This is a genomic window from Methanogenium cariaci JCM 10550 (assembly GCF_001315945.1).
In the GTDB taxonomy this organism is placed as follows: Archaea; Halobacteriota; Methanomicrobia; order Methanomicrobiales; family Methanomicrobiaceae; genus Methanogenium; species Methanogenium cariaci.
Window position 1 is genome coordinate 20,907 of record NZ_BBBG01000004.1, and the last position, 12,808, is coordinate 33,714.

Genomic DNA, 12,808 nt, shown 5'->3' on the forward strand with positions numbered 1-12,808 from the left:
TGCGGAGATGCTTGGGCTGCTTTTGGAAGAGCAGGGATATAAAACCGAGATCAAGTCAGGAATGAATGACCTCACCCTCTATGAGGGCATCAAAAAAGATCAGGTGGACGTGTATGTCGAATACACAGGGACTGCGTATTCACAACTGCTGAAGCTTCCGCCCCCCCTTGAGACATGGAACCCGGATGTGGTGCATGAAGACGTCGTATCCGGGCTTTCCAAAGAAGGAATTACGGTACTATGCCGACTGGGGGGGTTCCGGGATGATTACACCATCGCCGTCAGGAAAGGCTGGGCTGATGAAAACAATGTCAGCACAATAGAAGATCTTGTGCCATACGCAGGCGACATGGTCTTCGGAAGCGACCTTGTGTTCCATGAACGCGAAGACGGTCTTCCTCGGGTCAGGGAGGTATACGGCATCACCTTCAAAGATGTAAAACCCATGTCGCCGACACTGGTGTATGAAGCAATCGCAAACAAACAGGTCGATGCGATTCCGCCCTACACAACCGATTCACGGGTGGATCTCTACCGTCTCCGGACGCTTGAAGACACGAAAGCAGCACTTCCCCCCTATGAGTCAATGATTGTGATGCGTGATGGTCTCGCAGGCAATGAGAACGTCACCGCGGCACTGCTTGTCCTTGAAAACAGGATTGACACCGAAACCATGCGCAGTCTCAATGCAGAGTTTGATATTGACAAACGTGACGCACGGACAATCGCGAGGGATTATCTGGTCAGGGAAGGGTTGATCTCCGGCTGATATTGGATGGAATGGTGGCGTTACATCGCCGTTTTAGGGTGCTGGATCGGGAAAACAATTCGGCACCCATTTTCGTTTATCTCCCGGCATCGGTGATCCGGAAGAGTTTGTCACCGGGTCTGACCGGAACGGATATTTTTATGCCGCAGTTTTCTCCTTTTTCGACAGACAACACAGACCTGTGATTGATCTGTATCTCGTCGATGACATGATAGTGTGCGGGTGTCTTTTTACCGTAGATGAGAATTTTATCACCGACACTCAACCCGTTCGCACGGATGGCGAATTCTGCCACCCGGATTTTCGTGTAATAGTTTACCACCTCGCCGCAGTAGGTCTTTGACTCTGTTGCCGCAGGCCCCCCCGGCTGATCCAGTCGGTATCAAGACCCTTGTAAAATCCCTCAGTAAATCCCCCCCGGTTGTAGGTCTTTGCGAGTTCTTCAGTGAGCATATCGACAAGGGGGGGAGTATACCTGCCTGCAGCTATTGCGTCCAGCGCCCTCCGGTAACAGGACACGGTTGTCTTCACATATTCTGGGGGGGCCGTATTCTGCCCTCAATCTTAAACGAGCTGATGCCTGCGTCAATCAGTTCGGGAAGTGTCCCAATTGAGCAAAGGTCTTTGGGGGGGCTGAGGACATAATTGTGGCCGAGAATATACGCATTGTCCTCGTCTTCCACATCGATAATTTTGTAGAGCCTCCGGCAGGGCTGTATGCACTGCCCCCCGGTTTGCGGATTTCCCGAATGTCTCGCCGGACAGAAAACACCTGCCGGATTCACTCACGCACATCGCACCATGAACAAAGGTCTCAATCTCACAGTGCAGGTCGTCACGCTTCGCCTCTCTGCTGATGGCAGCGATGTCTCCGAGGGAGCATTCCCGTGCCAGAATAATCCTGTCAGCGCCCATTTCTGCATAGCACCGGAATGCCTGATAGTTTGAGACACTCGCCTGAGTTGATATGTGGATTGGGATTCCTGCTTTTTTTGCCAGATGAAACACTGCCATATCCCAGCAGATGATGGCATCCACACCGGCATCGACGGCAGCCGCCACTGCCTGCTCCACTCTTTTCAGTTCATGGTTGTAATAGATCGTATTGAGTGTCAGATATCCCTTCGTCTGGTGTTCATGCAGGTAACGCATGACGCCCGGCAGTTCATTCAGCTCAAAATTGCCTGCGTTATCCCGCATATTCATATTTTTAATGCCGAAGTACACAGCATCAGCACCATTCTCCACCGCCGTCTGTAAGCATGACCAGTCACCGGCAGGTGCCAGCAGTTCCGTTTTTGTCATCAATTCTCTTTACCCACGCTTGAAAGTTCAATTGTCCCAATCGTCATTTGGAAGGCAACCCTCGTCATTTATTCGATTTTGATTCCAGTGCTCGGGCCAGCCGCGACCGCTCAAGGGCGACGCCCAGCTGCAGGCCGATTGACGATATATTGTCCAGACTGGTTGGCAGGTAGGGTTTCACATCCCTGCTGCCCATGTTTAAGAGGCCCACCACCCGGTCACCGATTTTTATCGGCAGGATGAGCAGGGTGCGCAGCCCGTTTTCTCTCATCGCAGGGTCCAGCATGACAAATTCCGGCATATCGGGGGGGGTGATGTATATGAGATTCCGTTCCCGGAACGCCCGTTCAAAGAGGCCGTCAAACATACCTGATATGCACATCTGCCGGAGATTTTCCGGCATGTTCCGGTGCACCCGTGCCGTCATCTCATCCTTCTCGTCCTTGAGGTAGACGCAGCCCATCTCAAAACCTAGGGAGGACATCGTTGATTCAATGGATTTCTCGAGGATGGATGTCTCGTCCCTGGTGTCGTTGAGTATGCCCGATATCCCGTTCATCGCAATCAGAGTGTTGATAAACTCAGACCTCTCCCGGTCCAGCCGCTGCATCTTCAGGGCGGTAGATATCTCGTCTGCGACAAGCTCCACATTTTCAATCCCGGTGGTGCTCACATCCGTATTCATGAACAACAGTATTGCTCCCGTCGCCCGCTCTTCCTCAATGATTGGCACCGAGACGACGTTCGTTACGGATGCCACGCCGGTTCCTTCCCTCAACAGAGAAATGATCGGATCATCCTCTCCTGCAGAGACGCTCTCCAGCGTTTCCATGCAGCGGGTTATGAGAGGCGAGATGCCAGTCTTGATCTCGTCTGTCACATCAAATGTGCTGTAGGCCGTGTGCATGTCGGCCATAACTATGGCGCAGTGGGCATACGGCAACAACTTTTCCCTGACACCCTTCATCGCCTCCTTTAACAGTTGTGCCTCATCCTGAGCGTTGCCTGCTGCCCGGATGATATACAGCAGGGCTTCAAGGTGTCTCCTGCTCCGCTTTCTGTTGGAAAGATCCTCTCCTACGATGGCAACGCAGCCGGTCTGCACTCCTGTGGCGGGCAAAAAAAGAGAGATCCGGTAGGGCCGGTAGATGCCTGCCTTCTCCATCAGGTCCAGTTCCATGGCATGGGCGATGCCGGTCTTTTTTGCCCTCATCGCCCCCTCCAGCTTCGCTGTCTGGTAGGGTCGGATGAGCTCCCGGATGGTTGCTGCTTCCGGGAAGAGAGATGCGAACAGCCGGTTTCTGAAGATAATCCGCAGATCATCATCCAGCGTCAGCACGATCATCTCGGGATGGTCCAGCCGATCCTCCAGTTCTGCCTTGTGGAGCTGAATTTCGCTGAGTTCAAATGCCATGGACGCCAGCATGCTGACCTCACGGGACGGAGATTCATCATCCGGACAGATACCCATATCCGGTTTTGCATCCGGGGGGGTCTGTTTTACCATCCACAGTTTGTTGCGGCCGATGTGTCGGTAGTCCAGAATCTCTTTTGCATGGAGCATACCCAGATACTTCAGAACAGTCGCCCTGCTCTTGCCGATGCCCATCGAGATCTTGTCAAGCATGCACTCTTCCGGGGGGGTGTGTGACTGCATGTATGACAGGATCAGGTTTTCTGTATCCGAGAGATCAGGTGTTGGCGTCATATGAATCTATACTATATAGTCTAATGTCGCTCCGCCCTTATTAGCGTAACGGATCCGGGTGCTGCCCCCCCGAACAGAGGGATTTCCCGGAATAATCAGGTATGGTCTGCTCGAATTTCCTGAACGATATAGCGACCTGCGTAACTATTAAATATGCTCGAACTATATCATATAGTTAGACGATGAAGTAAAATCTGGGCCCAGAAGCCCGCAGATTAACTTTGAACCACGGAGAGGAAAAACGATGACATACGATATAATCGGAAACGAACTGAAAGAACTGCTTGGACTGAAAGGCAGCCCTGTTGCCGTAAAACTGGTAAAGAACAAGGCTGACATTCCCGCTGGCTATGATAAGGTGCCGGAGAAGAGCCGCCACTGCCAGTTTGTGCAGGATGCCCGGCTTACCGGAACGAAAGGATATGCCACAAAAGAGGAGCACATGTGCAAGGGCGGTGCCGGTGTCATGGGTATCGAACCCATCCCCCCCGAATCTGTCGCCAAAGGGAACACCTACCACAAACTGGGCAACTTCAAAACAGCAGAAGGGGCACTTGACACAGTCAATGCCATCCCGAAGAGCAAGGGGAGTTACTATGCATCCCTTTACTCCCCCCCACTGGAGACTGCGGAATTCGAGCCCGATGTTGTTGTGATCGTTGCCACACCCCCCCGACAGGCGCTGAGACTGAGCCAGGCCTATCTCCACGAAAAAGGCGGCAGAGTATCCAGTGACTACTCCGGCATTCAGTCGCTCTGTGCCGATGCGGTCGTCGCCGTCAGAGAGCGGGGCGTGCCGAACATGACACTGGGCTGCAATGGCTCGCGGAAGTTTTCCGGCATTGCAGAAGAGGAAGTCATCCTCGGTATCCCGCCGAAGAACCTGCCTGCCATCGCTGAGGCGCTGAAGATGTTCAAAGACAAGTGGGGATGATCATGGTAAAGACCATCAATGCACAGGGAATCAAATCCCCCCCCAATTCAGCCATCCTCGCAGATAATGTCATCAAAAACATGGATGACCCCCCCGGAGAGGAGATACGCTTTACGCTCAGCCCGGGTGCTGAGGAGGGCATGGATGCCGTCGCCCGTAGGCACGGCTACACGCTGGAGATCACGAACTCAGATAATCTTATTGAGGCCCGAATGATGCCTGCAGGAAAGACCATGAAGGAAATTAACGTAACGGGGGGGACTTCTGTCCCGGCCCCCCCGTGATCACCGTGGGCAACATCCTTGCCACTCTTTCCACAGGAGAGAGAATGAAGGTGATCGCCGCCAGTCAGGAGACTCTGGACGACATCACCATGGCGGTGAAATCCGCAGGTTCCACCGTTGTTTCGCAGGGCACAGAAGGGGGGGAACGCTACTACCTGATCGCCGAGAAGGCAGAGAAGCAGGAGCCGTCTCAGCCGTGGTGAACCGCGACCGTGTGGTGATTGCGCAGAGCAATGGCATCGGCAACGCCGAGCGGGCGTATGCGACCTTCCTCTTCTCGCAGGTAGCCCTGAGCATGGGCAAAGAGGTCACCATCTTCCTGTTGATGGACGGTGCGGGCATCGCAAAGAAAGGCAATGCGGCAGGGGGGGTGAAGCACCCTGATTTCGAGCGGCTGGATCTTCTCATGGACAAGGTGATCAAGGCCGGTGCAACCGTCTATGTCTGTGAACTGAGCGCAAAGTTCCGGGGGGCATCGGCCCGGACAATCTGGTTGACGGCGTCCGGCTTGCCGGTGCCGCCACCTATCTCGAACTGGTGAGCAACCCTGGCAATGCCATCGTAAATTTCTGAGGTGAAAAAAATGGAAATAACATATCAGGTCATTGCCCTTGCAGTCATGTTCAGTGGAATCGTCAGCGGGTTTATCACCTTCAGGATGCTGGGGATGAAACTGGCGCCCCCCCATTTCGGTGCGCTCATACTCGCCCTGCTAGTCACTGTCGCCGCTGTTCTGACCGGAAATATCGCCGTCGCGTATGTGGCTGCACTCCTGCAGACAGTAGCCGCCGCCACGGCCTACACCCAGATGTGGACAACGCTGAAGTACAGCTTCCAGACATCACCGGGATACGGGCCCCACCTTGCACTGGTGACGCTGCTTCCGGTGCTGGCTTTGGCCGGAGTGATGCTGTAACCCTATTGCGGATGCCATATCTTCCACAGATACCCCACACAACCACTATTTTCCACAAAATATTTTTTCATAACATCCGGATAAATCCTGGCAATTTCATGAATCAAGCGTACAAAACCATAATTTTCACGCCCTCTTTCTGTGGCACCAATCCTCGTCTCACCGCCCCCCCCGCCACGGCTCCCGCAGGTGGCAGGGCAGCAATCACGCAGCGGGCAGGTGCCGCAGTTCCGGGGGGTGGGTGGGACACCCGGTTACCGCAGCATACCCGGCAGTGAGCGCTGCCGCATCATCCCCTCCATATGCATCCCTGAGCCGGGCCGCCTCAATGGCGACCTCATCCGGGACTGATTCCGGGTAGTACCCACTCCACGCTACATCGGAGAGTCCCGCCTCCCGGCACATTTCACAGAGACGTTCCATCTCATCACGCGACGGGCCGGGGGGGTGATAGTAGAGGACATTGTTGGGCCGGAACCCGATGAGGCGGTAGGGCACCGTTGCATCAAGAGAGGCGATGAACTCCGCGATGGCGACCACCTCGCCATCTGTCATCCCGGGAATGACCACTGTCCGCAGAACCCGAATCTTCTCCCGACCCTCATGCACAAGATACTCTGCATTCCTGAGCACCGGGGCGACCGGAGCACCGGTCAGGGCACGGTGGAGTCCATCGGAATATGCCTTTATCTCGAGGGTGATAACATCGCAGAAGCGAACCGTCTCCGCCATTGTTTCCTGTGTTGCAAATCCACCGGTTGAGAGCCCAATCCCACAGCCAAGTTCCTGCCGATCCACCTCACATGCTACCTCTCTGATGTAGGGGGGGAGGTGGATGATCGGGTCACCACCGGTGAAACTGATAGTGTGGATGGAAGGCCCTTCAAAAGCCGTAATTCGCTCCTTAGCGTCAGCCACCAACACCGCCGGCGGCACATACCCGGCATAATACCAGCCGGGATCAGGATACTGCGAGATGCGGTAGGCGTTGCAGTGGAGACAACGGTAACAGCAGCCAGCCAGGGTGACAATGTAACTCCGGAGGGACGCAGAACACATCGTTGCTGCCACCTCTGCCTGACCAACACGGCAGACACCAGTTTCTCCCTGCAAACGGTCAACACCACACTGCCACTCACACAGGCGGCATGAACGATACCCTTCCATACCTTCCGTTGGCGTGCGGCCCACTAAGAAGGTATGGGAAAAGTGAAAGAGTGTTTCTCAGAAGCATGTTCTATGACGGGAAAAAAAGAGGGAGAAACCTTCACGGCTCCTGCTGAGTGGAGCAGTGAATCCCGCCACCGCCGAAGTTGATCGGGATGGTGCTGATCATCACTATCGTGCGGTTGGGGGAAGAGCGACTGCAAAATCTCTTCCGCCTTTTTATCAGACTCTTTCAGCGACTCCGGCATCCCCCCCATATCAGGCATCCAGTATTTCTGGCCGAGCACAATATCATTTGATATTAGGAAATTGCAGTAACTCTGGGCTGGTACAACCGTTACCGGCTGGCCGAACGGGAAGGCGGTACCGTCAGTATACTTCGCATAAGCGGTCAGACTTGCATACGCTTCGTCCTCGGGTGTGGCGGTGAAATAGATCATCTCGGGCACCGGCATGCGGACAATCTTAAACGGCTTGCCGTCCTGATCAACGGCGTTCTTCAGAATTTCATAGTTTGCCTCCATCCTGCGCCGGTTTTCTGCCGCCACCTCACTTTGTGCCGCTTCCTCCTCAGTCACCTCTGCGAGCAGGATAGTGTCCGATGAAACAAACCGGCAGTATTCATCCACATGGTTATTGGCGGCGGCCGTACGGTAGGCAACACCGACACCATCGGGGCCGGGAATCGTCGTGGTGTCGTAGCGGTCGTCATCGACAAGCCCCCCCTGCTTCAGCCAGATGATATTTGTCACCCCCCCAAAGAGCCGCCCAAACTCACTCTCGAATTCCTCGCGGGCCAGATTCGGATTCCGCTGGAACTCGCAGGCCTCGGTGGTGATGAGCGTGCCCTTTCCGTTGAACTCCCGGTCTCCGCCCTCACTGACCAGCCGGGTCATGACGCTCTCCAGCCCCATATCGGCCGCCACATCGCGGTCGATACGCTCCATCATGCGTGACTGCACGTCACTCTCTGCAAAGTAGCCCCAGCAGTTAAATCCGCAGTCGATAATCCGCTTCTCTCCGTCGGGATTGACGGTGAAGATGGGGGGGCCGAAATCACGCCAGTAGAGCATGGTGAAGTTCTTCTCATAAAATGAGATGTTGCCTGTCGGGATACTGTTCTCATTCAGAACAGAGAGCACATGCTCCTTCTGTGCACTGTCAGGCACACAAATTTTGACATGCACATTTGGTTCAAGTGCACGGACGATATCAATCATCACAACGTCAGTCGGATAACCGTTGATGTACTCTTTCGTCAGCCACCCCAGCCAGACCGTGCTCTGTTCTTCAAACTCACCCGGAAATCGCCAGGAAGTATCCTTTTGTACGTTTTTATCCATTTCATCATCACCCATAAGTGCACATCCTGCAGGAACCAGAAGAGCAGCAACCAGTATTAATCCGCCAAGGTACAGGCTCGTTCTTGATGTATGTTTCATAATTAACTCACCAGGTATGATTGAAAGTCATCATATGTGGGATAAAATACTTATCATTTGAGATTTGGCACTAATATTAAATCAAATAGAGTTGATCAGGAGTGATTGAGGAGGCAGCACCCGTATGCGGGGGAACTCAAAAAATGAAGTTATTGTGTGTTTTCTTTCTTCAGCTTTGCTTCCAGCTGGTCGAGGAGTTTTCTTATTTCCTCAATTTCCTCAACTGTGATCCCGTCCCCCCCTGAAGCAGCGGTGCCGGTATCTGATATCACTTCCCCTCTCCACAGGGTGATCACTTCGTCAAGGGTGTCGGCCACAAAGGTCTCTCCGCCATGCGCCACAACGAGCCCTATCTCCATGACCTCGCCGGTCTGTGATATGACCGGGATGATCCAGATTTCCTCTCCATCGAGGATATACATGATCGGCTGGACGATCTCAAGGCCCGAGGCCATTGCGACCAACTGGTTCTGCTGGACATTGGCGGCTGCACCGAGGTCATTGTAGTATCCCGGTGCCTGATAGAAGGTGAAATCACCGTTCTGGGCATCGCAGAGGACATAGCCAATCATCGAGGCATCCTTGCCCGGTGTGGTGATGGCACTGAACCAGTACTGGTTGCCGTCCGTTCCTTCTACCATATAGACATCCGGGTCTCCGGTGGTGAGAGTCGCCCCCCCGGCGGTGCCGTGATCAATGTAGACCTCGCCGGTCGGGTATTTGAGGTTGCGCTGGCCCCCCCACCATGAGTTGATCCATCCGTCAGAGAACCGGCCCCACCAGTCAAGGTAGATTTCGGTGAGGTCTTCGTCCCAGACCCGCTGGATCCAGGACGGCTGCTCGCCGATGTTGTAGAATTCATTCGTGCCGGTGACGGGATCGGTGATGACAATGCCCTGTGGCACTTCCCCGATGAGACCATAGAGGGCCGGTTGTGTAAGGAGAGTGACCCACCGCGGACTGTTCTCCGTATTCAGCTGGAAGACCGGGTTATGGATGACATAGGCGGGGGGGTAGTCCTCCCAGATATGCCGGGTCAGATCATTTTCGAGGATGGCATTCGGGGGGGTGTAGATCATGGGAATGCCGGTGATGCGCCGGGGTTCGGCCCGGGGGGGGTCTTCAGCGGAGACGATGACATATCCTTCTGTGCCTTCATAGGCATAGATGAGGGATTTATCGAGAGATGTGTAGTCCAGCGGTGCCAGCCACTGAAGTTCACCGTCAATGAACTGGACATCAGGCTCAAAGACGCCCACCTTATATCCCAGATTTCCAATGACTTTGTCGGCCCGCCAGATTGCGGTCTTTGACGAGGTCAGTCTGATGTGCTGGGTGTCGATGAGGTCGGTCACATTCTCTGCCGTCTCAACCTGCGGAATCTCGGCAAGAGCCTGTGCCCCCCCGATGACCTGTGCCGCGGGTATGAACATGGGTATTATAAAGAGTGCGAGCGTCATGGCCGCCCCCCCCGATAATTTTCATCTCGTCCACATTGTGGATGAATGACGAGGCAAACCCACTCACTGCAACGGAACCGGTAATATATGCGAGAATCGTTATCGGTATTAAAGCCGGTGTTGTGATGTAGAGGGCCGCCCCCCCTGATACAATTCCCCCCGAGGAGGATGAGGGCGGGGTGGTTCAACTGGAGTTTTTTGTCTTCAATACGGAAGGCCCAGATTGCCGTCAGGACCAGCCAGAAGAGTATGATCAGGATACTCATTTGTGTAGATAAGGTGGGTTTCTATGCTACATGAGAGTATAGTTTAGAGAGCCGTGTTTCCCAGATATTTTCTCATCAAAATTCCGGGAATGGAATCATTAAACAAATACGGCGCCAAGAGTTTCTTCTCAGGACCAAACGCTGGTATGACCGGATTTCATATCTATATCATCCAAAAATCAGACTGATCCTGAGTAAATTTCCCGGATCATTCCTATTGTGTCCCGGACTTTGTTGTGATAAAAAAGAAGAGATAAAAAGCCCTGTGACGGATTTATTTCACCGGATAAATCTGGGCATCCCGTGCGGCTTTCACATCAACGAGGCAGTACCCGTTGCTGCCGTCGCTCCCGTCAAGGTCGTCCCAGTTGGTTTCAAACTCCTCCTGTCCAGCGGCAAGGGCTTCCTCGAAGGTGTTTGTGGAAAGCATCGTCGTTTCAAGCGCATGGATTTCATCTCCGTCATCGGTGGTCGCCCAGGCGACGTAGGCATGACCGGGGATCATGACGATGTAGGGGGGGCGCATCGTCAGGGCCTCAAGGGCCGAGGCAAAGAGGACGGCGCCGTCGATGCAGTTTGCCGACTGGAGGCCGAGGGACACATCGGGAGTGCTGATCCTCTGGACATATCCCATGGGCTCAAAACTGGAATCAAGGTTGACATAACTGACTCGGTAGTTTTCTTTGAGGGCATTATATATGGCCTTGACCTGCAGGTCGGCGTAGGCGGCTTTTTCTTCCGAAGTGCATTCGTCGCCGCACTGGTAGCCGGGGGGGAGAGATCGGATCATATCAAATGTGGCATATCCTGGATCGTTCTCCGGGGGTTGCATACTCCTTTGCCTTCGCGAGCAGTTCCTTTACTGCTGGGGAGGAGGGTGTGACGAAGACGGGCAGATATTCGTAGAGGTAAACTGTTTCCCCCCCGTCGGTGTCGGTTATTTCATAGACCATTGTATCGGCAGGGAAGAGATCGATTGCGGCGGTCTGCTCGTCGTAGACATGCCAGCCATCCGGGGGTCTCATACTCAACCGTCATATGCAGGTTCATCTTCGTCGGTGTGGTGACGTTGTCGATGGTTTCGGGTCTGATGATGAGGGTCTGAGTTACCTCTTCTTCCTCATACGGGGGGGTTAGTTCAACGGTTGTCACCGCAGGTGAACTGTAGCCGTCAAAGACGGAAGTCATCCGAATCGAGATGCTTTCATTCCCGTTATTTCTGATGCTATAGATGCAGTCGGGCTCTTCGCGGTAGGCGAAGGTGTTGTAAAATGCGAGCGGATACTGGCTGGAATATCCCATTTCTGCGGATATCGGGCCGGTTGCCTCGTCATCATAGTCAGAGAGACAGCCGGGGGGGGATGGCGATGGTGAGGAAAAGGGCCAGTATCAGTGCGAAAGGCAATGTCGGTTTCATAGTGAGTCCCATGTTATGGTTATATATTCAGGAAATTAGGAAATAAAGACTGTTAATTTAATATATTCCATAGCATAGGCAAGGATGATTTTGCCTCTGATGAAGATGAGAAAGGAGATGTTGTTTCCGTAAGCACGGAGAATTCTCAGGAATTTGAGACCGTCAGCATCTGGAAATCAGATACAAATACATCGAATTCCCTGGGACAAAATCTGGATTACTGCATCAGAGAGGGCAATCTACAGATCTCACAGGGAGAAAATGATATATTTTGCAAATAAACCCGATTGAGGGGCACGGATCACATCTATCCATTTTTGGCAAGGCACTGTTTCAGATTCGTCACAATATCAAATCGACAACCGGACTAATGCACAGAATTACGATTTCAAAAGGAAAACCTGGATATTTCCTTTAATCTAACGAGACTCCCAGATCACAACACCCATCATTATTCAAATCAGTCCAGCAGGAACACCCCCCCGGCGATCCACAACAATGACGTCCAAACGGGCATGTCCCTGCAAGCGATGAAGAATCATCTCCGGAGTCATTCTCCTCATCTGACTCAATTGTGTCTGTATTGTTGTCCTGATATTTCTCCGGCGGATATAATACAAGCTCATCCTGGACATCTCCTGCATTATCAGTAGATAAGCATCCGGCAAAGCAACTGAACATACCAATAATCAGAGTAATCTGAATGAAATATTGAAAACTTCGTATTTGCAAATATATCACCTCAAGGATGTAGTTTCCTTCGTGTCATTGTTACCAGCCATTTTCGATGCATAATTACATGCGTCATCGTCAAAACACATAACGCCAATCCTGACCAGTCATGAATTACTGTCATAACCCCCCCAATGTTCATACTTTGATAATTCAGTCCCAAAAAATGAATGAGACCAGGCCATTTGATGATGCCAGTGATCCCACACAATATAAATGACAGTAACATTGCCATATCAATATTATAATTTATATCTTTTCGATTCATTTCTGTTTTCAAACCAATATGTCGTGTTTTTTGTCAATGCGAAATCCCTTTCGTGCAATAATTTCCTTCAAAATTACCATTTTTCAAACATTTTCAAAGAATGATATATTTGTATAATATATGTTGTGAATGTCCCGTCA

The 12,808-nt window shown here is 52.6% G+C and carries 16 protein-coding genes and 1 pseudogene; 6 read left to right on the forward strand and 11 right to left on the reverse strand.

Annotated elements, in window-relative coordinates; all coding sequences use genetic code 11:
* Window positions 1-7 precede the first annotated feature (7 nt).
* Window positions 8-769, forward strand: a complete 762-nt coding sequence (locus tag JCM10550_RS04860; RefSeq protein ID WP_245618746.1) for a glycine betaine ABC transporter substrate-binding protein — start codon at window positions 8-10, stop codon at window positions 767-769.
* A 76-nt stretch (window positions 770-845) separates the two neighbouring features.
* Here JCM10550_RS04860 and JCM10550_RS20410 read toward each other — a convergent pair whose 3' ends face one another.
* From JCM10550_RS20410 to JCM10550_RS04875, 4 genes and pseudogenes are all read right to left on the reverse strand, one after another.
* On the reverse strand, window positions 846-1,091 hold the full coding sequence (locus tag JCM10550_RS20410) for a hypothetical protein (RefSeq protein ID WP_062397396.1): 246 nt from the start codon (window positions 1,089-1,091) through the stop codon (window positions 846-848).
* A pseudogene (locus JCM10550_RS20415) lies at window positions 1,085-1,303 on the reverse strand (U32 family peptidase); the annotation flags it as partial. The gene JCM10550_RS20410 and the pseudogene JCM10550_RS20415, both read right to left, overlap by 7 nt.
* 51 nt (window positions 1,304-1,354) lie before the next feature.
* Entirely contained in the window at window positions 1,355-2,074 is a 720-nt protein-coding gene (locus JCM10550_RS20420; RefSeq protein ID WP_062397397.1) for a peptidase U32 family protein, read from the reverse strand.
* Between the two features lie 64 nt (window positions 2,075-2,138).
* Window positions 2,139-3,782 (reverse strand): GAF domain-containing protein, encoded by a 1,644-nt coding sequence (locus tag JCM10550_RS04875; RefSeq protein ID WP_062397399.1) that lies wholly within the window; start codon window positions 3,780-3,782, stop codon window positions 2,139-2,141.
* A gap of 244 nt (window positions 3,783-4,026) precedes the next feature.
* Between JCM10550_RS04875 and JCM10550_RS04880 the strand changes: the two genes are divergently transcribed.
* The 5 genes from JCM10550_RS04880 to JCM10550_RS04890 are packed head-to-tail and all read left to right on the forward strand — an operon-like array spanning window position 4,027 to window position 5,916.
* On the forward strand, window positions 4,027-4,716 hold the full coding sequence (locus JCM10550_RS04880; RefSeq protein ID WP_062397401.1) for a DUF169 domain-containing protein: 690 nt from the start codon (window positions 4,027-4,029) through the stop codon (window positions 4,714-4,716).
* 2 nt (window positions 4,717-4,718) lie between these two features.
* A complete protein-coding gene (locus tag JCM10550_RS21985) occupies window positions 4,719-5,000 on the forward strand; it encodes a hypothetical protein (protein ID WP_245618747.1) in 282 nt (93 codons plus the stop codon).
* Between the two features lie 5 nt (window positions 5,001-5,005).
* Window positions 5,006-5,203: a hypothetical protein gene (locus JCM10550_RS21990; RefSeq protein ID WP_245618748.1), complete on the forward strand. Its 198-nt coding sequence runs from the start codon at window positions 5,006-5,008 to the stop codon at window positions 5,201-5,203.
* Complete coding sequence (locus JCM10550_RS21995) at window positions 5,197-5,541, forward strand: DsrE family protein (protein WP_245618749.1); 345 nt, start codon at window positions 5,197-5,199, stop codon at window positions 5,539-5,541. The genes JCM10550_RS21990 and JCM10550_RS21995 overlap by 7 nt, the downstream gene beginning before the upstream one ends.
* 42 nt (window positions 5,542-5,583) lie before the next feature.
* The gene (locus tag JCM10550_RS04890; protein ID WP_062397672.1) at window positions 5,584-5,916 is read left to right on the forward strand and encodes a DUF5400 family protein; all 333 of its coding nucleotides are present in this window, start codon (window positions 5,584-5,586) and stop codon (window positions 5,914-5,916) included.
* A 204-nt stretch (window positions 5,917-6,120) separates the two neighbouring features.
* On the opposite strand, the gene JCM10550_RS04895 is transcribed toward JCM10550_RS04890, so the two are convergent.
* From JCM10550_RS04895 to JCM10550_RS04915, 7 genes are all read right to left on the reverse strand, one after another.
* Complete coding sequence (locus JCM10550_RS04895) at window positions 6,121-7,083, reverse strand: radical SAM protein (RefSeq protein ID WP_062397403.1); 963 nt, start codon at window positions 7,081-7,083, stop codon at window positions 6,121-6,123.
* A gap of 23 nt (window positions 7,084-7,106) precedes the next feature.
* The gene (locus tag JCM10550_RS04900) at window positions 7,107-8,525 is read right to left on the reverse strand and encodes an agmatine/peptidylarginine deiminase (protein ID WP_245618750.1); all 1,419 of its coding nucleotides are present in this window, start codon (window positions 8,523-8,525) and stop codon (window positions 7,107-7,109) included.
* 149 nt (window positions 8,526-8,674) lie between these two features.
* Entirely contained in the window at window positions 8,675-9,985 is a 1,311-nt protein-coding gene (locus tag JCM10550_RS04905; RefSeq protein ID WP_062397405.1) for a hypothetical protein, read from the reverse strand.
* Window positions 9,982-10,251, reverse strand: coding sequence for a hypothetical protein (locus tag JCM10550_RS18170; RefSeq protein ID WP_157199937.1), 270 nt, complete (start codon window positions 10,249-10,251; stop codon window positions 9,982-9,984). The genes JCM10550_RS04905 and JCM10550_RS18170 overlap by 4 nt, the downstream gene beginning before the upstream one ends.
* A gap of 274 nt (window positions 10,252-10,525) precedes the next feature.
* On the reverse strand, window positions 10,526-11,041 hold the full coding sequence (locus JCM10550_RS04910) for a hypothetical protein (RefSeq protein WP_062397407.1): 516 nt from the start codon (window positions 11,039-11,041) through the stop codon (window positions 10,526-10,528).
* A gap of 1 nt (window position 11,042) precedes the next feature.
* Window positions 11,043-11,204, reverse strand: coding sequence for a hypothetical protein (locus JCM10550_RS18175; RefSeq protein WP_172673768.1), 162 nt, complete (start codon window positions 11,202-11,204; stop codon window positions 11,043-11,045).
* Window positions 11,194-11,553 (reverse strand): hypothetical protein, encoded by a 360-nt coding sequence (locus JCM10550_RS04915; protein ID WP_062397409.1) that lies wholly within the window; start codon window positions 11,551-11,553, stop codon window positions 11,194-11,196. Before JCM10550_RS04915 ends, JCM10550_RS18175 begins: the two co-directional genes overlap by 11 nt.
* Between the last annotated feature and the right edge of the window lie 1,255 nt (window positions 11,554-12,808).